Source organism: Pantoea vagans, from assembly GCF_001506165.1.
Taxonomy (GTDB): domain Bacteria; phylum Pseudomonadota; class Gammaproteobacteria; order Enterobacterales; family Enterobacteriaceae; genus Pantoea; species Pantoea vagans_C.
Map to the genome: position 1 here is coordinate 2365158 of NZ_CP011427.1, position 22589 is coordinate 2387746.

The 22589-nt window shown below is 52.5% G+C and carries 29 protein-coding genes; 13 read left to right on the top strand and 16 right to left on the bottom strand.

Annotated features, from left to right (window positions below; translation table 11 throughout):
- Window positions 1-72: 72 nt before the first annotated feature.
- The gene (locus LK04_RS10995) at window positions 73-321 is read right to left on the bottom strand and encodes a GlsB/YeaQ/YmgE family stress response membrane protein (protein WP_039330600.1); all 249 of its coding nucleotides are present in this window, start codon (window positions 319-321) and stop codon (window positions 73-75) included.
- A 186-nt stretch (window positions 322-507) separates the two neighbouring features.
- Here LK04_RS10995 and LK04_RS11000 point away from each other — a divergent pair, with 186 nt between their 5' ends.
- Entirely contained in the window at window positions 508-1242 is a 735-nt protein-coding gene (locus LK04_RS11000; protein ID WP_039330601.1) for a flagellar brake protein, read from the top strand.
- Between the two features lie 135 nt (window positions 1243-1377).
- Here LK04_RS11000 and LK04_RS11005 read toward each other — a convergent pair whose 3' ends face one another.
- The 7 genes from LK04_RS11005 to LK04_RS11035 all read right to left on the bottom strand — a co-directional run bounded on the left by LK04_RS11005 (window position 1378) and on the right by LK04_RS11035 (window position 8910).
- Window positions 1378-2865, bottom strand: coding sequence for an FGGY family carbohydrate kinase (locus LK04_RS11005; RefSeq protein WP_039330602.1), 1488 nt, complete (start codon window positions 2863-2865; stop codon window positions 1378-1380).
- A gap of 2 nt (window positions 2866-2867) precedes the next feature.
- Window positions 2868-3812: a transketolase family protein gene (locus tag LK04_RS11010; RefSeq protein ID WP_039330603.1), complete on the bottom strand. Its 945-nt coding sequence runs from the start codon at window positions 3810-3812 to the stop codon at window positions 2868-2870.
- The gene (locus LK04_RS11015; RefSeq protein WP_039330604.1) at window positions 3805-4635 is read right to left on the bottom strand and encodes a transketolase; all 831 of its coding nucleotides are present in this window, start codon (window positions 4633-4635) and stop codon (window positions 3805-3807) included. Before LK04_RS11015 ends, LK04_RS11010 begins: the two co-directional genes overlap by 8 nt.
- Window positions 4636-4726: 91 nt before the next feature.
- Window positions 4727-5827, bottom strand: a complete 1101-nt coding sequence (locus tag LK04_RS11020) for an ABC transporter permease (protein ID WP_039330605.1) — start codon at window positions 5825-5827, stop codon at window positions 4727-4729.
- Window positions 5828-5829: 2 nt separating this feature from the next.
- Window positions 5830-7344 (bottom strand): sugar ABC transporter ATP-binding protein, encoded by a 1515-nt coding sequence (locus LK04_RS11025; protein ID WP_039330668.1) that lies wholly within the window; start codon window positions 7342-7344, stop codon window positions 5830-5832.
- Window positions 7344-7955, bottom strand: coding sequence for a DUF2291 family protein (locus tag LK04_RS11030; RefSeq protein WP_052206030.1), 612 nt, complete (start codon window positions 7953-7955; stop codon window positions 7344-7346). Before LK04_RS11030 ends, LK04_RS11025 begins: the two co-directional genes overlap by 1 nt.
- Window positions 7956-7968: 13 nt before the next feature.
- Window positions 7969-8910, bottom strand: a complete 942-nt coding sequence (locus tag LK04_RS11035) for a D-ribose ABC transporter substrate-binding protein (protein WP_039330606.1) — start codon at window positions 8908-8910, stop codon at window positions 7969-7971.
- A 184-nt stretch (window positions 8911-9094) separates the two neighbouring features.
- Here LK04_RS11035 and LK04_RS11040 point away from each other — a divergent pair, with 184 nt between their 5' ends.
- Window positions 9095-10042, top strand: coding sequence for a sugar-binding transcriptional regulator (locus LK04_RS11040; protein WP_039330607.1), 948 nt, complete (start codon window positions 9095-9097; stop codon window positions 10040-10042).
- Window positions 10043-10159: 117 nt separating this feature from the next.
- Here the strand turns inward: LK04_RS11040 and emtA are convergent, their stop codons facing one another.
- Entirely contained in the window at window positions 10160-10771 is a 612-nt protein-coding gene (gene emtA, locus LK04_RS11045) for a membrane-bound lytic murein transglycosylase EmtA (protein ID WP_039330608.1), read from the bottom strand.
- Between the two features lie 181 nt (window positions 10772-10952).
- On the opposite strand from emtA, the gene ldcA reads away from it, so the two are divergent.
- Window positions 10953-11876 (top strand): muramoyltetrapeptide carboxypeptidase, encoded by a 924-nt coding sequence (ldcA, locus tag LK04_RS11050; RefSeq protein WP_039330609.1) that lies wholly within the window; start codon window positions 10953-10955, stop codon window positions 11874-11876.
- A 23-nt stretch (window positions 11877-11899) separates the two neighbouring features.
- Window positions 11900-12562: an MBL fold metallo-hydrolase gene (locus LK04_RS11055; protein ID WP_039330611.1), complete on the top strand. Its 663-nt coding sequence runs from the start codon at window positions 11900-11902 to the stop codon at window positions 12560-12562.
- Between the two features lie 19 nt (window positions 12563-12581).
- Here LK04_RS11055 and LK04_RS11060 read toward each other — a convergent pair whose 3' ends face one another.
- From LK04_RS11060 to LK04_RS11070, 3 genes are all read right to left on the bottom strand, one after another.
- Complete coding sequence (locus tag LK04_RS11060; RefSeq protein ID WP_039330612.1) at window positions 12582-12965, bottom strand: hypothetical protein; 384 nt, start codon at window positions 12963-12965, stop codon at window positions 12582-12584.
- Between the two features lie 132 nt (window positions 12966-13097).
- A complete protein-coding gene (locus tag LK04_RS11065; protein WP_039330613.1) occupies window positions 13098-13319 on the bottom strand; it encodes a YgdI/YgdR family lipoprotein in 222 nt (73 codons plus the stop codon).
- Between the two features lie 178 nt (window positions 13320-13497).
- Window positions 13498-13677 carry a hypothetical protein gene (locus LK04_RS11070; RefSeq protein ID WP_039330614.1) on the bottom strand — a complete coding sequence of 60 codons (180 nt, stop codon included), beginning with the start codon at window positions 13675-13677 and terminating at the stop codon, window positions 13498-13500.
- Between the two features lie 202 nt (window positions 13678-13879).
- Here LK04_RS11070 and LK04_RS11075 point away from each other — a divergent pair, with 202 nt between their 5' ends.
- Together LK04_RS11075 and LK04_RS11080 are read left to right on the top strand one after the other, a co-directional pair.
- Window positions 13880-14212 carry a hypothetical protein gene (locus tag LK04_RS11075; protein WP_039330615.1) on the top strand — a complete coding sequence of 111 codons (333 nt, stop codon included), beginning with the start codon at window positions 13880-13882 and terminating at the stop codon, window positions 14210-14212.
- A 60-nt stretch (window positions 14213-14272) separates the two neighbouring features.
- Window positions 14273-14824, top strand: a complete 552-nt coding sequence (locus tag LK04_RS11080; RefSeq protein WP_039330617.1) for a hypothetical protein — start codon at window positions 14273-14275, stop codon at window positions 14822-14824.
- Window positions 14825-14837: 13 nt separating this feature from the next.
- Here the strand turns inward: LK04_RS11080 and LK04_RS11085 are convergent, their stop codons facing one another.
- Window positions 14838-15044 (bottom strand): DUF2767 family protein, encoded by a 207-nt coding sequence (locus LK04_RS11085; protein WP_034822002.1) that lies wholly within the window; start codon window positions 15042-15044, stop codon window positions 14838-14840.
- 176 nt (window positions 15045-15220) lie between these two features.
- On the opposite strand from LK04_RS11085, the gene LK04_RS11090 reads away from it, so the two are divergent.
- Complete coding sequence (locus LK04_RS11090; RefSeq protein ID WP_039330626.1) at window positions 15221-15469, top strand: DUF883 family protein; 249 nt, start codon at window positions 15221-15223, stop codon at window positions 15467-15469.
- A 28-nt stretch (window positions 15470-15497) separates the two neighbouring features.
- Here LK04_RS11090 and LK04_RS11095 read toward each other — a convergent pair whose 3' ends face one another.
- Together LK04_RS11095 and LK04_RS11100 are read right to left on the bottom strand one after the other, a co-directional pair.
- Window positions 15498-15698, bottom strand: coding sequence for a hypothetical protein (locus tag LK04_RS11095; RefSeq protein WP_039330628.1), 201 nt, complete (start codon window positions 15696-15698; stop codon window positions 15498-15500).
- A gap of 99 nt (window positions 15699-15797) precedes the next feature.
- Window positions 15798-15995: a DUF6404 family protein gene (locus LK04_RS11100; RefSeq protein ID WP_039330630.1), complete on the bottom strand. Its 198-nt coding sequence runs from the start codon at window positions 15993-15995 to the stop codon at window positions 15798-15800.
- Between the two features lie 267 nt (window positions 15996-16262).
- Between LK04_RS11100 and LK04_RS11105 the strand changes: the two genes are divergently transcribed.
- The 6 genes from LK04_RS11105 to LK04_RS11130 all read left to right on the top strand — a co-directional run bounded on the left by LK04_RS11105 (window position 16263) and on the right by LK04_RS11130 (window position 21227).
- A complete protein-coding gene (locus tag LK04_RS11105) occupies window positions 16263-16454 on the top strand; it encodes a type II toxin-antitoxin system HicA family toxin (RefSeq protein WP_039330632.1) in 192 nt (63 codons plus the stop codon).
- 27 nt (window positions 16455-16481) lie between these two features.
- Complete coding sequence (locus LK04_RS11110; protein ID WP_039330634.1) at window positions 16482-16877, top strand: type II toxin-antitoxin system HicB family antitoxin; 396 nt, start codon at window positions 16482-16484, stop codon at window positions 16875-16877.
- Window positions 16878-16966: 89 nt separating this feature from the next.
- Entirely contained in the window at window positions 16967-18223 is a 1257-nt protein-coding gene (locus tag LK04_RS11115) for a mechanosensitive ion channel family protein (RefSeq protein WP_039330672.1), read from the top strand.
- A 210-nt stretch (window positions 18224-18433) separates the two neighbouring features.
- Entirely contained in the window at window positions 18434-18793 is a 360-nt protein-coding gene (locus LK04_RS11120) for a GtrA family protein (protein ID WP_039330675.1), read from the top strand.
- Window positions 18790-19716 (top strand): glycosyltransferase family 2 protein, encoded by a 927-nt coding sequence (locus tag LK04_RS11125; RefSeq protein ID WP_039330636.1) that lies wholly within the window; start codon window positions 18790-18792, stop codon window positions 19714-19716. The genes LK04_RS11120 and LK04_RS11125 overlap by 4 nt, the downstream gene beginning before the upstream one ends.
- Window positions 19710-21227: a hypothetical protein gene (locus LK04_RS11130; protein ID WP_052206033.1), complete on the top strand. Its 1518-nt coding sequence runs from the start codon at window positions 19710-19712 to the stop codon at window positions 21225-21227. Before LK04_RS11125 ends, LK04_RS11130 begins: the two co-directional genes overlap by 7 nt.
- 68 nt (window positions 21228-21295) lie before the next feature.
- Here the strand turns inward: LK04_RS11130 and icd are convergent, their stop codons facing one another.
- A complete protein-coding gene (gene icd / locus LK04_RS11135; RefSeq protein WP_039330638.1) occupies window positions 21296-22546 on the bottom strand; it encodes an NADP-dependent isocitrate dehydrogenase in 1251 nt (416 codons plus the stop codon).
- Window positions 22547-22589: the final 43 nt, after the last annotated feature.

Genomic DNA, 22589 nt, shown 5'->3' on the forward strand with positions numbered 1-22589 from the left:
GCCTAAAGGCCTCCCGCGCATAAAAAAACCGCACCCCATGAGGTGCGGTTTTCTTTAAATCAACGCGTGTTATCAGGCACGCACTTTGCGGTAAATCCACAACACCACAATGGCACCAATTACCGCCACCACGAAGCTGCCAAAGTTGAAACCGTCAACTTTACCGAAGCCAAACAGGGTACTGATCCAGCCGCCGACGACCGCACCTACGATACCCAACACCACAGTGATGATAAATCCGCCGCCATCTTTACCCGGCATGATCCACTTAGCGATAATCCCGGCAATCAAACCAAAAATAATCCATGAAAGAATACCCATTTACTGCTCCTTACGTTATGAATCAAGGTGTTCACTGCGATTAGTATAGCCTGGAATTTTCATTGTGCCGGGTGAGCGCAACGGTAAAATAATCGTTAGCACGCTAAAGCTTTTTTGGGCCAGGCCGATAACAAATCGGTAGCATTGGCACTCGTGATAATAACAATCGGATAAGTGGAGCAGGACGTGAAAGAAGCCGATAAAGAACAATACCTCAAACGAGGCACGCTGGCAGTATTGAACGTAATGAAGGACTTGCTACGTTACCAGACCCCGCTGATGGTGAGTTTTGCGCGCGGACAGTTTATTAGCCGCTTACTGGCTGCCGACGAAGACCAGGTGATCTTCGATCTTGGCAGCAATGCGCTGGATAATGATTTAGCCTTACAGGGTGGCGAATTAAATATCGCCGCCGAAACCCAGGGAGCCAAAGTGGAATTTGGCCTGGCGGGATTACAACGTGTCGAGTTCGAAGGCTTACCTGCTTTCTCCGCGCCACTACCGGAACTGGTTTGGCAAATTCAACGCCGTGAGTTCTTCCGCGTAAATGCCCCAATGGAACCGGTGTTTTATTGCCACAGTGAATGGCCGGATGGCAGCAAAGTGCGCTTCCGTTTGCAGGATCTGTCGCTGGGTGGCGCAGGTGTGCTGCTGGATGAAGCACTGCCAGAAGGCTTGAATCGCGGCGACACCTTTAAAAAACTACGCGTGGAACTGGGTGAATATGGCCATTTCGAGGTCACCGCGCAGCTGCTGCACATCGGTGAACGCAGCACCATCACCAGCAAAAATGAAACCCGCACCACACCCCGTTTGAGCTTCCGCTTTACTACCATTGAACCGGTGCAGGAGCGTCAGTTACAACAGGTTATCTTTGCGCTGGAGCGTCTGGCACGGGATAAGGCTAATCGTTTTCAGTGATGGGCACAGGTCGCTTAAGTGGCGTCATGCTTGCCAGTTAAGCGCCTTTCGGTCGCCATAAATGGCAACCCTACGGCGATCGGGCGAGGTTTTCGTAGGGTGCACATTGATGCGGAATTGGGGGGCCTCGGAGTTTCAATGAGGCTGATAACGGCATCGCGCCACCGCATCCAGCCAACCGCGATAAGTTTCCTGCATCATGACCGCCCGTTCTGTTCGCGGTTCAATCACCGAACCTCCTTGCAATGCCTGCATTTCACTGCCCTGCTGCCACCAGCCTAACAAACGCCCGGCCAGTAAGGCTGCCCCCAGCGCTGAGACTTCGGCTGTGGGAACACGTTTCAGCGGACGCTGTAACACATCGGCCTGCAACTGCATCAGCCAACCGTTCTCGGTGGCGGTGCCGTCGACACACAGCGCCGGGAGCTGCACACCGCTGGCCTGCTCCATGGCGAAAAACACATCGGCAATCTGGAACGTGATGGATTCGAGCGCCACCCGCGCCAGTACTTCGGGCGTGGCGGCATCGGTCAGTCCACACACCATGCCACGCGCCTTTAAATCCCACCAGGGTGCGCCCAAGCCAGACAGCGCTGGCACAAAATAGATCCCCTGATTGTGCTCACTGCGCTGTGCCATTGCCGTCAGCTCACGCGGATCGCTGATACCGAGCATACGCCCCAGCCACGCCGCCCCTGAACCGGTGTGAGTAATATTGCCCTCAAACGCATAGCGCAAGGTGCCATCATGCCATGCCACCGTGGTACTCAGGCCGTTTTCCGTCAGCAGTGGCGTGGCCATCGACATCATTAACGACGAACCCGTGCCGTAGGTGGCCTTCACCACTTCTTCACCGGCACTGCGCTGTGCCTGCAAAGCAGCGTGAGAATCGCCAATTCGCGACAAAATCGGCGTGCCGGGTTTCAGACCCGCAATATCATTAACCGTCACCACACCCTGCGCACTCGCGGAAGGCACAATCTGCGGCAGTGCCGCCCGTGGGATATGGAACAGCGCGAGCAATTCATCATCCCAATCGCCGCTGTGCAGGTTATAAAGTTGGGTGCGCGCGGCGTTGGCATGGTCGGTGACAAAGGATTCACCACCGCTTAATTGCCAGCTCAACCAGCTGTCTACCGTGCCGATACACAGTTCACCGGCTTGTGCACGCGCCAGGCCATCGGGCAATGTCGCCAACATGCCGGTAAGTTTTCCTGCCGGGAACATCGGGTCGACCGCTAACCCGGTTAGACCGGTAATGCGCGGTGCTTTGCCCGCGACGCGCAGATCGCGGCAAAACGCTTCGGAGCGGCGATCTTGCCAACTCACCAGCGGTGTCAGCGGCTGCCCATCCGCACGCTGCCAAATCAGCACCGATTCGCGCTGGTTGCTGATGGCTACAGCCGCCACCTCCGCCCCGGCACACTGAGCCAGACAACTTTCAATCGCCTGTTTTACGGCATGCCAGATGGCTCGCGGATCTTGCTCCGCCAGACCCGGCTGCGGGTGCGCCAGCGTTAACGGCTGGCTGCCACGTGCCACTACCTGACCTGCACCATTCACCGCAATCGCTTTGGCGTTGGTGGTACCTTCATCAATTGCCAGTATTAACGGTCCCGCCATGTTTATGCTCCTGCCACCATGCCCACTGCGCTATTCACTACGCTGGCGGCATCAATTCCGTGATGCGCCCGCGTCGAGGCGCGATCGCCCGCTATCGCATACTGCCCATCCGGGATGCCCAAACGCTGCAACGGAATACCACAGCCACCTTCCGCCAGCACTTCGGCCACCAGGCTACCGACACCACCGTTAACGTTATGCTCTTCTACGGTTATCACCGCGGAGTAATGATTTAGCAGCTCTCGCAGCCGTTGGGTATCACAAGGGCGAATCGATGGAATGGCGATCACACCTGCGTTGATGCCCTGCTCTTTAAGCTGCTCTGCAGCCTCAACCACCTCGTGTACCGTCGAACCCATCGCCACCAGCGCAATCTCTTTGCCTTCGCGCAGAACATCAATTTGTCCTGGACGGAACTGGTAGTTTTCATCGTGCAGTTGCGGCAGGTCTTTACCATCCAGACGGATATAGACCGGCCCAACGTGTGCCAGGGCGTACTCGATGATTTGCCGGCACTCTAGCGGACAGGATGGTGCATAAATTTCGATATTGCCGAAGCCGCGCATCACCGCAATGTCATCAATACTGTGGTGGGTGCTGGCCAGCGGACCATAACTGGCACCGGCATTCAGGCCAAACAGTTTGACGTTGGTGTTGTTGTAGCAAACATCGACCTTGACCTGCTCATTCGCACGGGAAATCAGGAAGGGTGCGGCGTTGCAGGTCACCGCCACTTTGCCACCAATCGCCAGGCCTGCCGCCGTGCCGACCAGGGTTTGCTCAGCGATGCCAACGTTGATCAGTCGATCGGGGAATGCCTTGATAAAAGGCGCAATTTTGGCGGTTGAGGTGGAATCTGCCACCACCGGGACTAAATCGACACCCCGATTCACCGCATCGATAAAGGCTTCCACCATCACCGTCGCCAGATGTTTTGCATTACTCATCTTTCAATTCCTCCAGTGCCAATGCGATCTCTTCCCCTTTAGGTACACGGTGATGCCACTCCGGCTTGCCTTGAATAAAGGAGATGCCAAAGCCCTTCTCGGTATGCGCCACAATCACCTGCGGCTTGCCATTGCGTGGCAGGCTCTCTATGGTTTCCACCACCGACGCCATATCGTTTCCGTTGCATTCGGTGACCTCTAACCCAAAGGCACGCCATTTATCCGGTAGCGGATCGGTATTCATGATGTCGCGCGTATGGCCCGCCAGTTGCAGCTTGTTCTTGTCATTGATGATCACCAGGTTATCGAGGCCGTAATGCGCCGCCACCAGTGCGGCTTCCCAGTTACTGCCCTCTGCCAGTTCACCGTCGCCTGTCACCACAAAAATACGGCGATTGCTGTTGTCCTTTTTCGCCGCCAGCGCAATGCCCACCGCAACCGGTAAACCGTGACCGAGCGCACCGGTGTTTAACTCCACGCCTGGCGTTTTCTGCCGTACCGGATGGCCAGGCAGATGTGAGTCAGAGTGCTGATACGTCGGCAACCACTCAGTTGGGAAATAGCCCGCCTCAGCCAGCACGCAGTAATAGCCGCCCACCGCATGGCCTTTCGACTGGATATAGATGTCGCGCTGCGGATCGTTAGTACGATCCGGCGCGCAGTTGAGAATGCGGAAATAGAGTGCGGTGAGAATCTCTACCTGGGAAAGGTCCGCCCCGGTGTGGCCGCCCGCCGGGCTACCCGCATTAAGCTGGATAATACGGCGGCGTACGGCTCGCGCTTTCGCTGCCAGATCGGCTACCGAATATTTGAAAGGATTCATAGACACCTCTGAATTTTCATGCGTTATTGAATATATATTCAATCTGGATAAAAAAAGAGGGAGCAAGCAAGCGTGGCTCGCTCCCAACCGATTAACCTTTGGTATCAGCCTCCTCGATCAGCGCCTTTTGCGCTACAACGGCGGCCTTCTGCTGCATACGGCTCTGCATTTGGTCGATGATCACCGCCACAATGATCACGATGCCCTTGATCACCATCTGCCAGAATTCACTGACGCCCATCATGATCAACCCGTCGGCAAGGAACCCGATGACGAATGCCCCCACCAGTGTACCTAAGATGGTGCCGCGACCGCCTGCGAGTGAAGTGCCTCCCAGTACCACCGCAGCGATGGCGTTCATTTCAAACGAGGTGCCGTTAGCCGGATGGCTGGCCACAAGTTGTGAAGAGACCACGATGCCGGCAATGGCAGCGCAGAAACCGGAGATGGTGTAGACCCAGATTTTCACCGACTTCACTTTGACGCCCGAAAGTTCAGCCGCCCGCTCGTTGTCACCAATCGCATACACCTGGCGACCAAAAGGCAAGCGCCGTGCGACATAAGCAATCACCAGCGCCAACACCACCATCATCCAGATGGCCCACGGCAGGCCGAGAAAATAGCCCGCGCCAATTTTGTCAAAGCCGGTATTGCCAAGTAGCTGATTGCCCTGCAAGCCCGGGAAAGTCTCACCGCCAGAAGTCAGCATCGCCGCACCACGCAGGATGTACATGGTGCCCAGCGTGCAGATAAACGGTGCCACATTGTATTTGGTGATAATCCAGCCGTTGACCGCACCAATCAGCCCACCAATCACTAACACCAGCGGCACAATCACCCAGACACTGGGGAAAATGGCGATGCCAAACATCGGCAGGACAATCCCTTTGGTAATCAGCCAACCGGCAATCATGCCGCACAGCCCGAGTGTCGCTCCGATCGAAAGATCAATTCCGGCGGTGATGATGACAAAAGTGATGCCCAGCGCCAGAAAGGCATTGATGGCGATATGTTTCACCATGATCACCATGCTACCCACCGCGAGGAAATCCGGCACCGTGATGGCAAAGAAGCCAACAATCAGAAACAGCGCGATAAAGGTACGCAGTTTGAGCAGCAGCAGAATCAAGCCTTCGCGTGAGTTAAAGGCTTTACCTGGTGTCGCGAGCGCCATTGCGCCTTGATTTTTCATGTTCAGAATCCTTGTGCGCTTGCTTTCACCAGCGCCGCTTCTTCCGCTTCTGCTCGCGGGAGATCGGCGGTTAATTTGCCGCCAGACATCACCAGGATGCGATCGGCGACAGCCATAATTTCTTTCAGATCGGAAGTGGAAAACACCACCGCAATGCCCTGCTCTGACAACCGCACCATCATGCGGAACACCTCGGCTTTGGCACCCACGTCAATGCCACGGCTGGGTTCATCCAACAGCAGCAAACGCGGATTGGTCAGCAAAGAGCGACCAATCACCACTTTCTGCTGATTGCCGCCGCTCAAGGCGCTGATGGCGACATCAGGCGAGGAAATTTTAATCGCCAGATTGCCAACCGTACTGGTGACGGCCTCGCGCTCTGCCTGTTCAGAGATCACTGTACGGTGAGACAAACGCCGCCACAGGCTGGCGATGGTGAGATTGCTGGCCACTGACGACACCGGAAAGATGCCCGCCCGCTTGCGGTCTTCTGGCACCAGACTCATGCCCATGCGGATGCGTTCAGCGGTAGGCAGGCGCGTCGGCAGGGGTTTGCTGTCCAGCCACAGTTTTCCGAGGTAGTTGCGCTGGCTGCCGAGCAGGCATTCAAATAATTCGGTACGCCCGGCCCCCATCAAGCCATAAATGCCGACGATTTCCCCAGCGCGCACGTTGAAGCTGACATCGTCCACCAGCGTATTGCCATTGGGACTGACACAGGTGATGTGCTCTGCTTCCAGCACCGCGGCACCAAACTGGCGGTTCGGCGGCAGGAAGTTACTGACCGGTTCGCTGCCGAGCATCTCGCGCACGATCCACGGCACATCAATATCGCTAACCTTGGCCTCCGCCTGAAAACGGCCATCACGCAGGATGGTAATCACATCGCCAATCGCCATCAGCTCTTCCAGCCGATGTGAGATATAGATGATGGAGACACCCTGACGCGTCAGTTCGCGGATCACCCGGAACAGGATTTCGACTTCGGTTTTGCTCAACGCAGAGGTCGGTTCGTCGAGGATGAGAATGTCGGCGTTTTCCGCCAGCGCTTTGGCGATTTCGACCAACTGCTGCTGGCCGACTTTCAGGTTGCCCACCGTCTCATCCGGCGAAATCGGCTGGTCGAGACGTTGCAGTAAGGCAGCGGTACGACGCTTCTGTTCCGCCTCATTGATCGGGCTGATACCGCGCTGGATCTCGCGACCCAGAAAAATATTCTCCGCTACACTGAGGTTTTCAAACAGGTTAAGTTCCTGATGCACCATACCGATGCCGTGGCGTGCCGCATCACGCGTGCTGCTAAATGCGACCTTCAGCCCATTAAGGAACATCTCTCCGCTGGTGGGTTGCTGTACCCCCGCCAGGATTTTCATCAGCGTCGATTTTCCCGCGCCGTTTTCACCGATAATGACGTTCACTTTGCCGCGCCATACGCGGTAATCCACCCGATCCAGTGCCAGCGTGCCGGGGAATAGCATCGACATCTGGTTCGCCTGCAAGATGATTTCATCGCTCATCATGGATTCCCCTGCTGCAACTGAATCGCTACCACGTCATCCACCTGGTTCAGTTTCATGCTGACCGCCAGCAGCGCCTGCACGGGTTTGCCCACCCAGCTCGCATCTATCGCAGGTAACTGCTGCACGGCATGGCGGTTAAGCGCTTTGGTCAGCTGCGCGTACTGCACCTGATTGGTAAACTCTTCGAAGCGGAATCCGGCCGCATCACGAATCGCATTGCTGCGCAGCACCGGGCCAATCAGCACCTGAACCGGCTTGCCGTTGATGGTCATGGTTAAACTGCGCTCACGATCGTTACTGTTATCAAAGGCCGTCACGGTTCCAGCCGCACGCACAAACACACTTTCACTGGTACCGGCTTTCACGGTATGGCTTTTGGTTTCCATGTCCGCCCAGCTCAGCGCCTGTTTTTCTGCCGGTTGCTGCACCCGGCTGGCCCAACTGGATTCGGCAATCTGCTGCGGGGTTTGATCGCTGTAGCCCGGTTTGGCGTTGGGATCTTTCGGCATGATGGGATTGCCATTAGCATCGAGATCCACCACGGTGCAGGCGGTTAACACCAGCGTCATCAGCGCAACCACTAGCCCGCCAGCTGTTTTTCCCTTCATGCCGACCTCCGTCTTATTTCGCCAGGTTGAAGTTTTTCAGCTTTGAGGCGTTGCTGTCGTCAATCAGCACGCAGTCCATCAGCTGCTTCTCTTCTTTCTGCGCTTTGCCGTTTTTCAGGTAGTAATCCACCTGCTCAACGGCCATTTGCGCCTGGGCCCAACCCGGCTGCAGCACAGTGGCTTTGATGTTGCCTTTATTGAGGATGGAATCACGGGTGTAATCACTGCCGTCGAAGCCCACCACGATGACGTTGGTTTTACCGGCCGCTTTCAGCGCAGCTTCAGCACCGAGCGCCATGGTGTCGTTGCCAGAAATCACGCCGACGATATCGGGGTTTTTCTGCAGGATGGTTTCCATACGGCTGAAGGCTTCGGTCTGGCTCCAGTTGGCACTCTGCTGTGCCACCATTTTCATGTCTGGATAATCATCCAGCACGTCGTGATAGCCCTGAGAACGCACGCCCGCATTGGTATCGGACTCTTTCCCCAGTAACTCAACGTAGGTGCCTTTACCGTTTAACAGCTTGGCGAACTTCTCTGCGCCGAGCTGCGCGCCCTGATAGTTGTTGGAGACGATCTGCGCCACGGCGACGCCGGTTTTGTTAATCTCACGGTCAATCAGGAAGGTCGGGATACCCGCGTCTTTAGCTTTCTGTACAGGACCCACGGTGGCGTCAGCGCCGGCGTTATCCAGAATGATCGCTTTGGCTTTACGCGCAATCGCGGTTTCGATCAGTTGGTTCTGCTTATTCACGTCATCATCGTGTGAAGCCACCAGCGTGGCGTAACCGAGCGCTTTGGCTTTTTCCTGCGCGCCATCCGCTTCGGCTTTAAAGAAGGGGTTGTCGTGTGAGGGAGTGATGATGGCGATCAAACCTTTATCTGCAGCCAGCGTTGCCGCCGATGCCAACATCAGTGAAGCCAGTAGGGTAACTTTCAGGACAGATGCTTTCATTGATTTTTCTCCGCTTGAATATATATTCAATTGCGATTTTATATGCATAATGACTATGCGCTGGCTTATCGAGCACGTCCATCACCCGATCCTGAAAAAGCGAAAACGATCACAAAATGTTCTGCGTTGTTATTTATGACGGGCTGATTAACAATACCAGGCAGCTTAAGAGAGAGAAAAAACCATGGCAAAACAGGACGAACAGCGGCTGATGGTGAAAATCGCCACGCTTTATTATGTGGAAGGCATGAAGCAGTCCGACATTGCACACTTGCTGAAGCTGTCGCAATCCTTTGTCTCACGCATCCTGAACCGCAGCGTGAAAGAAGGCGTGGTGAAGATCAGCGTGGTGCCGCCCGCGAATGTGTTTCCCGAACTGGAGAAAGCCATTGAGCAGCAGTATCAGCTGCCGCAGGTGATCGTGGTGGATGTGCCGGATCAGGCTTCGGCGTTGCAAATCAAGCAATCCATTGGCTCGGCCGCCGCGCACTATCTGGAAACCCGTGTGCGCGCGGATGAGTTGATTGGTATTTCGTCATGGAGCGGCACGATTCGCGCGATGGTTGATGCCCTGCATCCACTGAGTGCGCCCTGCAAAGGTGTAATTCAATTATTGGGCGGCGTGGGCGCGAACGGCAACGTACAGGCCACGATTCTGACGCAAAATCTGGCTGCGCTGCTGGATTGCCCGGCGTGGTTGCTGCCTTCGCAGTCAATTGAGCATTCAGTACAGGATCGTCAACGTCTATCGGTGAACCCCGACGTGGCGGTGGTGCTGGAGAAATTTGATCAGGTGGACTTAGCGATTGTCGGCATTGGCGATCTGGAGCCATCTGCGTTGCTGCGTAATTCTGGCAACTATTACGATCAAGAGATGTTACGCACGCTAGCGGAACGCGGTGCCGTGGGCGACATCTGCCTGCATTATTTTGATGCGGATGGAAAACCGGTATTGAGCGCTGAGGAAGATCCGGTCATCGGCATGGAGCTGGCGCAGGTGAAACAGTGTTCTCAGGTGGTGGCGCTGGCGGGAGGCAAAGAGAAAGCGCAAGCCATTCGCGGCGCCTTGCGTGGCGGCTACGTCAAAGTGTTGATTGTGGATTACCCCACGGCGCGGTTGTTGGTGGATTGATGCGGCCTGGCGGGTCGTTATTGCTTTCGTGCGATGATTGACTGGTCGCCATAAATGGCGACCCTACAGTGTTTGGTGTGCTTTCGTAGGGTGCGCATTGATGCGCACCAGGACCTGTTAACCAATGGTGCGGTACGCGGTGGTGACTTTCCACAAGTAACGCGGGGCCTGCGCTGCCGGATGTTTATCCTGCACGTGCTGATAAAACTCATCTGGCGTCATGGCGTTGATCATGGCAATAGCCCGGTCACGGTTACGTGAGAAGGTGCGCAGCAGTGCCCCCGCCCCGTTAGCATAAGAGACAATCGTGGCATAACGCAGCGTCAGTGGATTGCGAATTCCTGCCAACTCGGAGTCCTGCAACAGCTTCAGGTAAGCCGCACCAATATCAATATTCTTCGCCGGATCGCGCAGCTCAGAAGAGGTTGGCTGACCATGACGCCCTTGAGTGCGATAGACCGCTCGGCCCGCAGTCGACGCCTTAATCTGCATCAAGCCAACGGCATTGGAACGGCTGGTCACAGTGGGATTCCCACCCGATTCGACACTAATAATGGCGCTGATTAACTTCTCATCAACGCCATAATGACTGGCGGCATCTTCGGTAAACATCGACCATGCATCATTCACTTTCGACGGCGGCGCCTGGGTTAACGGCGTATTTTTTTCGGGTACAACCGTTTTTTCCGGCTCGCTGGCACAGCCAGCCAGCAACAGCGCTGATAGCATAAGTAGGCGAATTTTCACTAATTTTTGGTTCCGCAATAAGATTGGCGCAAGCTATCATACCTGGCGCAGCGCAATGCAAAATTACCGTTTATCCTAATTAAGTAAAAAACCTTGTGCTGTCGTGACATCAGTTACGGATTTCGCCATCATCGGCAGGCCACTTTATATCAGGATGAACGCTATGCTCGCCTCTCGCTCCATTCGTCTGATCGCCCCTTCCGGCTATTGCCATAATCAGGATGCTGCGCAACGCGCCGTAAGTCGTTTAACGGCCGAAGGCCACCAACTGGAAAACCTCTCCGCAATTACGCGCCGTTTCCAGCGATTTGCCGGCGAGGATGAACAGCGTCTGAATGATATGAATCAGTTGGCCGTGTTAGAGACTTTGCCTGATATCGTTCTTGCCGTGCGCGGCGGCTATGGCGCGTCACGGTTACTTGACCAGATTGACTACGTTGGCCTGCAACGTCATTTACTCAACCAACCGATCGCACTCTGCGGTCACAGTGATTTCACTGCCATCCAGCTCGCCCTACTGGCGCAAACTGGATTGATCACCTTCAGTGGACCGATGCTGGCGGGAAATTTCGGCGCAGAGACATTATCTGAATTTACCCTGTCGCACTTTTGGCAAACGCTGACATCACCTACAGTCAATATAGGCTGGCGCAGCCTCAGTCCTGATGTGGGCCGCTGGCAAGGCACTCTCTGGGGTGGCAATCTGGCGATGATCTGTTCGCTGATCGGTACACCATGGATGCCGCAGATTGAAGGCGGGATTTTGGTGATTGAAGATGTCAACGAACACCCTTTCCGTATCGAACGCATGCTGATTCAGCTGCAACAAAGCGGTATTTTGGCGCGTCAGCAGGCAGTTATTACCGGCAGTTTTACCAGTACTGCCCTGTCGGCCTATGACAACGGCTTCGACTTTGCCACCGTGTGGCAGCGCATCCGCGACCAGTATCAAATCCCGGTGATCAGCGATTTGGCATTTGGTCACGATGCCGATACCGTCACGCTGCCACTGGGTGCCAGCGCCACCTTACAGCTTGAAAATGGCGAAGCCCAACTCGCCTTCACCGGCCACCCGACATTGCGCTAACGTCTTGCCGCAGGAGACCGACATTGAAGCCACTGTACGAAGATTTGTGGATCTCCACGCCGGAATTTCCCGCAGAAGAAACCGCAAGCGATGTGATGATGCATGGCTTCATGCTGCGCCACCCGCGCGGTAACTTGCTGATTGGTCGGGTTGAACACCCGCTGGATCATGAATTTCTCAATGATGCCGGTGGCGTGATTCGCCATTACCTTACGCACTCGCATGAAGCCGCCCCCGGCGCGGTGGCGATTCAGCAGCGCTTTAACAGCGCGCTCTATTGCCATAGCCGTTCGCTGGGTGCCGTCAGCCTGATCATCGAACCTGATGAGACCTTTACGCAACAGGAAGCCCACTTTGGTGATTTTCATCTGCTGCCCACGCCGGGCCATACACCTGGCAGCAGCAGTTTTCTCTATCACTCGCCACTCGGACAAACCTACCTGTTTGTAGGTGACACCCTGACCTGCGATTACAACCGTTGGATCAGCGTGCTGGTCCCGGAAAGTAATCCCATGGAGCTGCAACAGTCACTGGAGCTTTACCGCGCGCTGCGACCTGATGTGGTGCTAATGAGTACCACGCGCGGTCATCTCTCCTGGGCAAAGGTGGACTTGCCCGGCTGGCTGGCGGCGATTGATGAGGCGGAGCAGTCCCCGCTGGATCTGCGCCAGCAGCAACTGATTTGATATAACGCTGAGGCGACCGTTAAGAGTTAGGCCGTTGGCTGTCGTCGTAGCGTTCCAGTGAAAGGATCTCCGTATCGCGTTTTTCCGTGCGATTACACGGCAGCAGCTTATCGCTATTGGCGTAGACAAAGAACGTATCGCCATTGTCCTTGTTCACAAGCAGCTGATCGCCGTTACGAAAACGCGTAATGGCCACCTTGTCCCCACCTTTTATACTGGTGCGCTGTTGTCCAGCGGCTATCTGGAAGTGACGCGTCGGCCACATCAGGGTGCTTAAGCCGTATTCCGCACGGGAAACAGTCATGGTCGCGCGTCCAGGACAGGTGATTTGAAATTCGGTATCGCTCCAGGCTGGCATGATATGGCACGCCGCTAAGCCAACGGCAATCGCTATCGCCTTCATGGGATTCTCCACTGCGGTTAGATGATGATTTTGTTGGGATTTTGTGGAGAGGAGCGTAACACAGAATGGCGCAGAGTGACGTTTAATGGCCCGCCAGATGCGGGCCAGTCAGGATTGAATCAGGAAAAAACATTAGTTCACCGAATTCATATCCTTGATTTGATTACGGTTTATTTGCTGTTGCTTACCATCAATATCTTTGTAAGTAATCATGCCGGTATCTTCATCTACCACCGGTTTGCCTTGCGCCACGATGGTTTGCCCGTCAGTGGTATGGATTACATGGTCAGATGCACAACCCGCCAGCATTAGGCCGAGGCTAAAAGTACCAATCAATAACAGTGTCTTTTTCATCTCATCCTCCTTTTGGATTCACTCTCAGGTTTAGCACAACCCACAGGAAAGTGAACCAGGAGAAAGACTAATGCGAATTTGCACAATCGCTGCGCGTCAGCCGATATCGACTGAGCAGCAGCTATATTGCAAGGATTTTCCACCGCAAACGGGTGGGAAGAAAGGTTTGTCTTGGGGATTACTCTGCCGCAACCTGCGCAGCGACCAGCATTAATGCCAGACCCGCTGCTTCTGAGTCGAAACGTTGCATCACTTCTTGCAGGGCCGCTACGCAGTTCATTACCTGCTTTTTCTTGTCGGCTTCTAGTTTGTCGATCGCGTGTTGAAGAATCATTAAACTGGCTTCTTCTTCTCTCATAGATTTGCCCTTGTTTTGCTTACCTGATGCGCAACGCTGGCAAGAATAACGTTTATCTGCTACCAAAGTCACCCCTTTACATTCTTACCGCTTAACGATTAAGCAAATGACAAATGGGAAGCGGCGCCAGACCTGCTATGATCAGCGTATCAGTGCGCAATTATGGGCCACTGCAAACCAGGGAACGAACCAGGACAGGATCATGTTGCGAATCACGGCGTTACTTACCCTCTTAATTTTACTGGCTGGCTGTAGTTCAACGCCGAAAGGTGTCGACTGCCCCGGCGAAGTGTCGACCATTTATGGGCAGTCGATGGGCCATACGGAAGCGCGTATTTTCGATTTAGTTAGCGCCTTCACGGTGACGCGGGATGGTGTGGCCGTTAAAAGCGGTACCCTGCACTCCAGCGACCGATTCCAGTATGTGCCGTCTGCCATCACCTCCGAGGGATTCACCGCCCAACGACTGTCCGATAAGCAGTTCAGGCTAATTAACCCTTATCAGAACACCATGATTACCTGGACGTGTCCTTAAACGTGCTTAGCAGTGCGAGATGGTTTATTGTCAGGCTTCCTCACGCTGCGGACCTGCATCATGGAAAAGAGTCTGGATAATAACGGCTATATCGAGTTTCCCTTCCCCGCCACCACCAACGCAGATGGTTCGGTGAATCCGTGTGGTTTTGACCTTACGGTAGAAACCGAACGGATTGATGAGATCGCAGCGGGAGAACATTCCGAAAATTTGCGTCGCTTACTGGAAGAGGTCAATTTGCAGGATGGCGTGTTTATGACGCTGGCCTGTGACTGGCAACAGCGCGAGGACGGTGTTTGCGGTTTTATTGACATTGCCTTCCGCCCTGCACTGTCCAGCGGCAGCAGTGAAGAGACGCAAAGTCTCGACCAGGCTTTTGAACTCTATCTCGGACGCCAGGAGAAGCAACACAATATGCAGAGTGGCACTTTGGTGAACTATGCCCGCGCCGTGCTTGATTGGGGCTGGTCGCCACTGCATCAGCGCCATATGCGCTATGAGAAAGTCACGGTTCGCTATTACTGCCAGCAGGCTGAAGACGCTGAATGGTGTTTTGACCATCTGCGCCATTTTTTAGTGACCTGGTACCCCGCCTATCGCGGCAAATCTTAATATCGTGATGACGTTAAGGTTTCACCAGACGAATCGCATGTTCCAGCATGCGTTGTTCGTCACGTTCATCATGGGCGCGATGATGGCGGGTGCGCTGTAATAAATCGGTGATCTCCGCCCGCTTGGTTTCATGGCCGCATTCGGAAAGAACAATGACGGCATCACCAATGACCCGGCACACTTCATCGTAATCATCTTCACTCAGTACATCGCGTTTCATTGTTCCCCCAGGACCCATTTGGCTGGCATGATAGCCATCGCAGGTTACCCTTCAAGCCTGGACAGAATTCCCACATCCTGCAAACCGCTGTTACAACCTGGTCTGACTCTCAGTTGCTGCACTGAGATTCTGTGACTACGCTGAAACGTAACATTCACAACCATCAGGGAGTCATTATGACTGGAAAAGCGGAAGCAAAATTGAATGAAGCAGCGGGTGCAGTAGAAGAGAAAATCGGTGAGGTCACCGGTTCGCGTAAACATCAAGCCCGTGGCGCAGCACGTCGTTACCCTGCGCAGGCCAGCTACGCAGTGCAAGATGCCGCAGATTGTGTGGTGAAGTCGGTACGTGAAAATCCCGCCACCGGTCTCGCTGTAGCGGCCAGTATTGGCATCATTGTCGGTTTTCTTTTGGGAAGAAAATAAACTGAATTCGGGGGCCATCATGGCCCCGTCATGAATGAGAGTGCCCTACGTCGTCCTGCCGTTCCTTTATATGCTCGTCTGGCGTTTCAGCCACATCAGCCGTGTTGTTTTCCACATCCAGATGACGACCATGGTGAAAGGTGATGTTCACAGGGATATTCGGTAATTGTGCACAGCTGCCGAATGAAACCAGCAGAAAAAACCACGCCACGATAAATTTGCTACCCATCTCTTCAACCGCCCGCTCTGATTTCGTCGGCTAAGATTGCCTGAGCGAGTGCAAATTAGCGTCAATATCACGCAAAGCTGTGTGGGCAGATGTGAGCAATCAGGCTTGGGTACGCCGTGCTTTGTAGCGCGCCACCATGGTCATCAGCGCCTGATAAATCAGACCCGCATACAAGCTCTTCACCACCACCATGCTGATTGCTTCACCTTCTGCCTGCCATGACATAAACCACATGAATACACCCCACAGCAGCGAAAACAGCAACCAGCCTTTTACAAACTTGATGACACCCTGCATACCACCTCCAGAATCTGAAGCGCTGAAGATAACGGTTTCACCGGCAAAAGGCACGGTTGATAAAGCCTGAGTGTTAACTGTTTCAAAGTTTTGCTGAATGTGTTGCTGAGACTCTCCACATTCCGTGAAACAAACTCGCACAGAGAGACTTTGCGGTATTCAACTCCCTTTACGAGATGGCTAGTGTGGCCATCACCACGCTCGATGCCGTGCCAATCAGATTGCAAAGGTGTGTATCGTGTGTATAATCCCCATTCAAGGATAGCCATGAAAAGCGCAGAGTTGATAAAGCTGTTGAAGCGCAACGGATGGATTCTGGAGAGAATTAAGGGTAGCCATCATCAATTCTCACATCCTGATTTCGTCCACCTTATTACGGTGCCGCATCCGCAAAAGGACCTTAAGAAAGGCACCCTGCTGCAGATCCTGAAAGACGCCAACCTCAATAATCGGCACTAATTGCCCCATCACCCAGCAGGAGAGATTATGCTATTTCCCGCCTTTGTAGAAATCGATGCTGATGGCTCCGCAAGCGGTTTTTTCCCCGATGTAACCGGGTGCTATTTTGCAGGTGACACCCCGGAGCAGACGCTGCACGATGCACACAGCGCATTACACACGCACTTCGAATTAATGGCAGAAAAAGGTCTGTTGATCCCAGAGCCCTCGAACCAGTGGATGAACAATCTTCCTCAGCCGGGAATATGGATATACGTGGAGATTGATATCACGCGCTATCTCGGTAAATCCGAGCGCATCAATATCACCATGCCTCATCTGTTAATCGAGAAGATTGATCGTGTTGTGGGTCATGATGCGCGTTATAGCAGCCGCAGCCACTTTCTGGCAGAAGCAGCACGCAAAGCGTTGTCGCATTCGTGAGCTGAAACTCAGAATGCGCACGCGTCGCTTATCGTCACGGGAAGGAATATGTTTGAATTCCCGCCAACGTTGTCAGGCCTGTGGTTGAAATGAATTATTTAAGTGATATCCAGAAGTTTATTGAAGGCAATTCCCTGTTATCTACCCCGTTTAGCCTGCTGCTGTTAGTGATTGCCGGTCTGGTTACTCATTTAATCTGTAAGTTTTTACTGGTGAAAGTGGTGCGCAAGGTGTTTTTCAGCGCACACAAGAATCAAGTACCGTTAGATAAGGATGTGCGTCTCTCTGAGAAGCTGTCCAACTTTATCCCGGTGATCACGGTTTATTATCTGCTGCAGTTTATGCCGGATTTGCCCGAACATTTGCAGATTGCGATAAAAACCATCTGCGGCATCCTGTTCTTCATTTACCTCTCGCTGTTCTTTACCGAAGTACTGGAGATCGTTAATAACTCCTACTCGCGCAAATCAAAACGTAAAAACCACTCCATCAAGGGCTACATTCAGGTCGGTAAGATCCTGGTGCACATTATCTCGGCGATCATGATTCTGGCGATCATGTCGAATAAATCGCCGGTGATCATTATTTCCAGTCTGGGTGCAGTGGCAGCGGTCTTGATGTTGGTGTTTCAACATACTTTACTTTCGCTGGTGGCAAATATTCAGGTGTCATCCAATGATGTTCTGCAATTGGGTGACTGGATTGAAATGCCCGATAACGGCCTCAGCGGTGAAGTGATCGACATTGCGCTGCACACCATCACCATTCGTAACTGGGATAACACGCTTTCGCGTATACCGACGAAAAACTTCCTGACCGAAACCTACACCAACTGGCAAGCGATGTTCGCCTCAGGGGCACGCCGAATCATGCGCAGTTTTCATCTTGACCAGACCTCAATTCGCTTTGTCGATCAAGAGATGGTGCAACAGATGAGTCAGGTGCGTGGCGTGAACGAACAGCTGTCGGCGTTAATGGATGGACGTGACAGCAGCGTGGTCGGTGATCGCTGGTTTGCGGAAAATGGCATGACCAACCTAACGGTATTTCGAAAATACCTGACTGCCTGGCTGGCACAGCGTGATGACATCAAGAAAGACATGTACCTGGTGGTGCGCGCGATGAAGCCCTCACCTGAAGGGTTGCCCGTCGAAGTGTATTGTTTCACCTCATCGGTACTGTGGGTCGATTATGAGAACTCACAATCAGCGATCTTTGAATATATTTACGCCATCCTGCCACAGTTCTCACTGCGAACGTATCAGCACCCTACTGGCCATGATTTTTGGCGGCTGTCGCAGCCGCGGGAAAAATCATCACTTTCTCATGACAGTGACGGCCACTAATCAGACTTTGCAGGCGCTTCCGCGTCTGCTACTTCTCGACCAGCCCAGTCAGATAGTTTTTTCCCTACCTCAATTCTGGTAAGATTTATCCCAATTAACACCCTGATTGTTATCTTCATTTCACTGTTGCTTATATTCGGCGATAGCTTTGCCACCGATGAGCAATCAAAAATAATCGATTTATTGTCAGGATTTAACTGACCGTCAATGATGCTAAAACTTTTTGCGCGATACTCTTCGATTGGAGTGATCAATACGCTCATACATTGGGCACTGTTCGGCCTGCTATATGCCTTGGGCTCGCCGCAGTCGCTGGCAAATTTCCTCGCTTTTTGCGTTGCCGTTACCTTCTCTTTCTTTGCCAATGCCCGCTGGACCTTCAATACCCAGGCTACCCATTTAAGATATCTGCTTTATGTCGTTTTTATGGGAGCACTCGCTTTGGGAGTGGGTCGGGCTGCCGACCGGTTCGCCATCAACCCGCTGGTTACGCTTATTTTCTTCTCTCTGCTAAGTTTGCTGGCCGGTTTTTTCTACTCATGCTTCATCGTTTTCAGGATTAAAAAGTGAAAATTTCTCTGGTGGTCCCTGTTTTCAATGAAGAGGACGCGATACCTATTTTTTACCGCGCCGTTAAAGAAAAACTCAGCCAGTATGAGATTGAGATAATTTTTATCAATGATGGCAGCAAAGATGCTACCGAACGCATTATCAACGCGTTATCAGATGCTGACTCAGCCGTTAACGCGATCAGTTTTGTGAGAAACTTTGGCAAAGAGGCGGCATTGCTGGCTGGGCTTGAACATGCTAACGGCGATGCGGTGATCCCGATTGACGTCGATTTGCAGGATCCGATTGAGATCATCCCAGACATGATCGCCAAATGGCAGGAAGGCTGGTCGGTAGTGCTGGCAAAGCGCAGTGACCGAAGTAGCGACACCAATTTCAAGCGTAAAACAGCGGAATGGTTTTATCGTCTTCACAATAAGATTAGCCATCCCAAAATTGAAGAGAACGTGGGTGATTTCAGACTCCTGTCGCGCGAAACCGTTGAGAACATAAAACAGTTGCAGGAAAGAAACCTTTTTATGAAAGGTCTTCTCAGCTGGGTTGAAGGTGAAACTGCGATTGTTGAATATGCGCGTTCGGAACGCATCAGCGGCACAACAAAATTCAATGGTTGGAAATTATGGAACCTCGCTCTTGAGGGACTGACCAGTTTCTCAACGTTCCCGCTGCGGATGTGGACTTACATCGGCTTTACCGTCGCTGCACTGTCATTCATTTATGGCATATGGATGGTTATCGATAAATTGGTGTGGGGAAATCCCGTTGCAGGCTACCCTTCCTTGCTGGTTTCCATCCTCTTCCTTGGGGGGGTGCAGTTGATCGGTATCGGTGTACTTGGCGAATATATCGGCAGAATTTACATTGAGAGTAAACAAAGACCACGTTACTTAATTAAGAGTATTAAAGGGAATACAAAATGCTAAATGCACCACGCTCGCAAAAAATAGCCTGGATAGCCATCACGCTATTTACGCTAGCAGTCTCATGGTTCTTAACTTTTCGTTATTTCCCGTATGAGCCTGATGTAGCTAACAGCCCGATTGTTTGGCGTGCCTTCCTCAATGAGGGGTTTTCCATCTTCCGTGACTGGCTTCCGACCCCAGACAACTGGTACTTTACCGTTTATCCGGTGAATTTTATCTTCTTTACCTTGCTGTCGGATGATGGTCGATTTGCTCTCACCTTATCCACGGTGTTCTTTGTTTTCCTTACTCCATTACTGATTGCGGCGGTCAATAACGGGGCAAATCGCAAAAACACCTTTATATTAGCGCCCATCTTGATTGTGTGCTTACCCGCATATTGCTACGTCAGCGGTTTTATCGCGCATCCCTTTTCACATTATTCCACCCAATTTTTTGGCGTACTGGTTTTCACCCTTTGCTTCTTCAACTTGCAAAAACGTTCTACTGGCATGGTGCTGCTATATAGCTTGATATCGATACTGTCTGCCGTTTCAGATCCCTGGTTTGCTGCCACCTTCTTCTTGCCGCTGTTACTGGTTCATTTTTATTTCTCATGGAATAAAACCATCAGTAAAAAGGCCACGGCAATCTTCCTGATCGCATTTATCTTCACCATGATTCATGCAGTACCGCGCTGGTTACATATCCCTGTGCAACGTTTTACCCTTGTGCCCGTGGATCAGTGGTTCATTAATGCAGAGTGGGTAGTGCATATCCTGGGTCGTGGATTGAATCTGTTCTTTATCGATAACAGTATTGCCTATGCCGTGTCGCTGATACTTTGGGTGGCTCTCTTTCTTCATGCGATGGTAATTTGCTGGAATAAAGGTGAAAAGGCACGTTTTATTGCCCTCTTTGCTTTCCTCAGTATCGCGGCCATCATAACCTCGTTTATCATCGGTTATGATATGCCTTATGAGGGCAGTGCACGCTTCTTTGTCAATGCATTTTGTTTCGTCATGATGCTGGTTGCTCTTCGGTTATCTTTTAAGGGGAATATGTTTATTGGCTGCATCTTAGCCTTATTCTTAGCCTCTTCGGGCTACTCCTGGTATAAAAATACTGGCCCCTTCGCAGACAATGAAGCACAAACCAGAGCGTATATCGCGTTCCTGCAGCAAAACGATCTGACTTTTGGCTACGGTGATTTCTGGAAGCTCTCCAATAACGTTAACTGGCTTTCAGATAACAAAATCCATATCACCCCCGTTCTGTGGGAAGATAATTATCAGATCATGTTCTCCAGCTCACGCGGGCAAACACTGCGCTCATGGTTGCAGCCAGCGTTTATTGCGCAATCACCTGAAAGACAGTTTGTATCCATTCCCGCTATTGCGACGTCAGATGCAAACAGTGAAGCTAACCGACGTGTAGCGGCCATTCGTCAACAGCTTGGTGAGCCCGATGAAGTAAAAACTTTCGCCGGGATGACTTTCTTTATCTATAACCACAGAATTACGTTTAATTAATTCGAAGTAATGGACAAATAAAAACGGGAGCCCATTGGCTCCCGTTATGCATTCTGCCTGAAGGCAAATTACATATTAGCGATGATCGCGTCACCAAACTCTGAACATTTCAGCAGTTTAGCGCCATCCATCAGACGCTCAAAGTCATAGGTCACGGTCTTAGCGGCGATTGCGCCTTCCATGCCTTTAACAATCAGGTCTGCGGCTTCGAACCACTCCAGGTGACGCAGCATCATTTCAGCTGACAGGATTACTGAACCTGGGTTCACTTTATCCTGACCGGCGTACTTAGGTGCAGTACCGTGGGTGGCTTCAAACAGGGCGCACTCGTCACCGATGTTTGCGCCAGGTGCGATACCGATACCGCCAACCTGTGCCGCCAGGGCATCAGAAATGTAGTCACCGTTCAGGTTCATACAAGCGATAACGTCGTATTCTGCTGGACGCAACAGGATCTGCTGCAGGAAGGCATCTGCGATCACGTCTTTAACGATGATCTCTTTACCGGTGTTCGGGTTCTTGAACTTCATCCATGGACCGCCATCGATCAGCTCGCCGCCGAACTCTTCTTTCACCAACTGGTAGCCCCAGTCTTTGAAAGAACCTTCGGTGAACTTCATGATGTTGCCTTTGTGGACCAGGGTCAGAGAATCACGATCGTTGGTGATGGTGTACTCAACCGCTGCGCGGACCAGACGTTTGGTGCCCTCTTCAGAGCACGGCTTCACGCCGATACCACACTGCTCAGGGAAGCGAATTTTCTTCACGCCCATCTCTTCGCGCAGGAACTTGATCACTTTATCCGCTTCTGGCGTGCCCGCTTTCCACTCGATACCTGCATAGATATCTTCAGAGTTTTCGCGGAAGATCACCATATCGGTATCTTCTGGACGCTTAACTGGGCTTGGGGTGCCCGTGTAGTAGCGAACCGGACGCAGACACACGTACAGATCCAGCTCCTGACGCAGCGCAACGTTCAGAGAACGAATACCGCCACCGACTGGGGTAGTCAGCGGGCCTTTAATGGCAACGCGATATTCTTTGATTAAATCGAGGGTTTCTTGCGGCAGCCAGACGTCCTGACCGTAAAGTTCTACTGATTTCTCACCAGTATAAATTTCCATCCAGGAAATTTTACGCTCGCCGTTGTAGGCTTTCTTCACAGCGGCATCAACCACTTTCAGCATGACAGGGGAAACATCAACGCCGATGCCATCACCTTCGATATAAGGAATGACTGGGTTATTCGGAACGTTCAGTTTGCCCTGATCCAGGGTGATTTTTTGACCTTCCGCCGGAACAACTACTTTGCTTTCCATCAACCTCTCCTTCGAGCGATTTTTTGTTAATGATTTGTAAGAT

What these genes read in the sequence shown, in the direction of transcription:
- LK04_RS11100 (WP_039330630.1), bottom strand. Translation starts at nt 15,995, where the DNA reads ATGCAGGGTGTCATCAAGTTTGTAAAAGGCTGGTTGCTGTTTTCGCTG.
- LK04_RS11060 (WP_039330612.1), bottom strand. Translation starts at nt 12,965, where the DNA reads ATGAAGGCGATAGCGATTGCCGTTGGCTTAGCGGCGTGCCATATCATG.
- LK04_RS10995 (WP_039330600.1), bottom strand. Translation starts at nt 321, where the DNA reads ATGGGTATTCTTTCATGGATTATTTTTGGTTTGATTGCCGGGATTATC.
- LK04_RS11110 (WP_039330634.1), top strand. Translation starts at nt 16,482, where the DNA reads ATGCTATTTCCCGCCTTTGTAGAAATCGATGCTGATGGCTCCGCAAGC.
- LK04_RS11075 (WP_039330615.1), top strand. Translation starts at nt 13,880, where the DNA reads ATGTTGCGAATCACGGCGTTACTTACCCTCTTAATTTTACTGGCTGGC.
- LK04_RS11115 (WP_039330672.1), top strand. Translation starts at nt 16,967, where the DNA reads ATGAATTATTTAAGTGATATCCAGAAGTTTATTGAAGGCAATTCCCTG.
- LK04_RS11105 (WP_039330632.1), top strand. Translation starts at nt 16,263, where the DNA reads ATGAAAAGCGCAGAGTTGATAAAGCTGTTGAAGCGCAACGGATGGATT.
- icd (WP_039330638.1), bottom strand. Translation starts at nt 22,546, where the DNA reads ATGGAAAGCAAAGTAGTTGTTCCGGCGGAAGGTCAAAAAATCACCCTG.
- LK04_RS11025 (WP_039330668.1), bottom strand. Translation starts at nt 7,344, where the DNA reads ATGAGCGATGAAATCATCTTGCAGGCGAACCAGATGTCGATGCTATTC.
- LK04_RS11085 (WP_034822002.1), bottom strand. Translation starts at nt 15,044, where the DNA reads ATGAAACGCGATGTACTGAGTGAAGATGATTACGATGAAGTGTGCCGG.
- LK04_RS11065 (WP_039330613.1), bottom strand. Translation starts at nt 13,319, where the DNA reads ATGAAAAAGACACTGTTATTGATTGGTACTTTTAGCCTCGGCCTAATG.
- LK04_RS11130 (WP_052206033.1), top strand. Translation starts at nt 19,710, where the DNA reads ATGCTAAATGCACCACGCTCGCAAAAAATAGCCTGGATAGCCATCACG.
- LK04_RS11035 (WP_039330606.1), bottom strand. Translation starts at nt 8,910, where the DNA reads ATGAAAGCATCTGTCCTGAAAGTTACCCTACTGGCTTCACTGATGTTG.
- LK04_RS11095 (WP_039330628.1), bottom strand. Translation starts at nt 15,698, where the DNA reads ATGGGTAGCAAATTTATCGTGGCGTGGTTTTTTCTGCTGGTTTCATTC.
- LK04_RS11080 (WP_039330617.1), top strand. Translation starts at nt 14,273, where the DNA reads ATGGAAAAGAGTCTGGATAATAACGGCTATATCGAGTTTCCCTTCCCC.
- LK04_RS11120 (WP_039330675.1), top strand. Translation starts at nt 18,434, where the DNA reads ATGCTAAAACTTTTTGCGCGATACTCTTCGATTGGAGTGATCAATACG.
- LK04_RS11070 (WP_039330614.1), bottom strand. Translation starts at nt 13,677, where the DNA reads ATGAGAGAAGAAGAAGCCAGTTTAATGATTCTTCAACACGCGATCGAC.
- LK04_RS11030 (WP_052206030.1), bottom strand. Translation starts at nt 7,955, where the DNA reads ATGAAGGGAAAAACAGCTGGCGGGCTAGTGGTTGCGCTGATGACGCTG.
- ldcA (WP_039330609.1), top strand. Translation starts at nt 10,953, where the DNA reads ATGCTCGCCTCTCGCTCCATTCGTCTGATCGCCCCTTCCGGCTATTGC.
- LK04_RS11090 (WP_039330626.1), top strand. Translation starts at nt 15,221, where the DNA reads ATGACTGGAAAAGCGGAAGCAAAATTGAATGAAGCAGCGGGTGCAGTA.
- LK04_RS11005 (WP_039330602.1), bottom strand. Translation starts at nt 2,865, where the DNA reads ATGGCGGGACCGTTAATACTGGCAATTGATGAAGGTACCACCAACGCC.
- emtA (WP_039330608.1), bottom strand. Translation starts at nt 10,771, where the DNA reads ATGCTATCAGCGCTGTTGCTGGCTGGCTGTGCCAGCGAGCCGGAAAAA.
- LK04_RS11015 (WP_039330604.1), bottom strand. Translation starts at nt 4,635, where the DNA reads ATGAATCCTTTCAAATATTCGGTAGCCGATCTGGCAGCGAAAGCGCGA.
- LK04_RS11040 (WP_039330607.1), top strand. Translation starts at nt 9,095, where the DNA reads ATGGCAAAACAGGACGAACAGCGGCTGATGGTGAAAATCGCCACGCTT.
- LK04_RS11010 (WP_039330603.1), bottom strand. Translation starts at nt 3,812, where the DNA reads ATGAGTAATGCAAAACATCTGGCGACGGTGATGGTGGAAGCCTTTATC.
- LK04_RS11020 (WP_039330605.1), bottom strand. Translation starts at nt 5,827, where the DNA reads ATGAAAAATCAAGGCGCAATGGCGCTCGCGACACCAGGTAAAGCCTTT.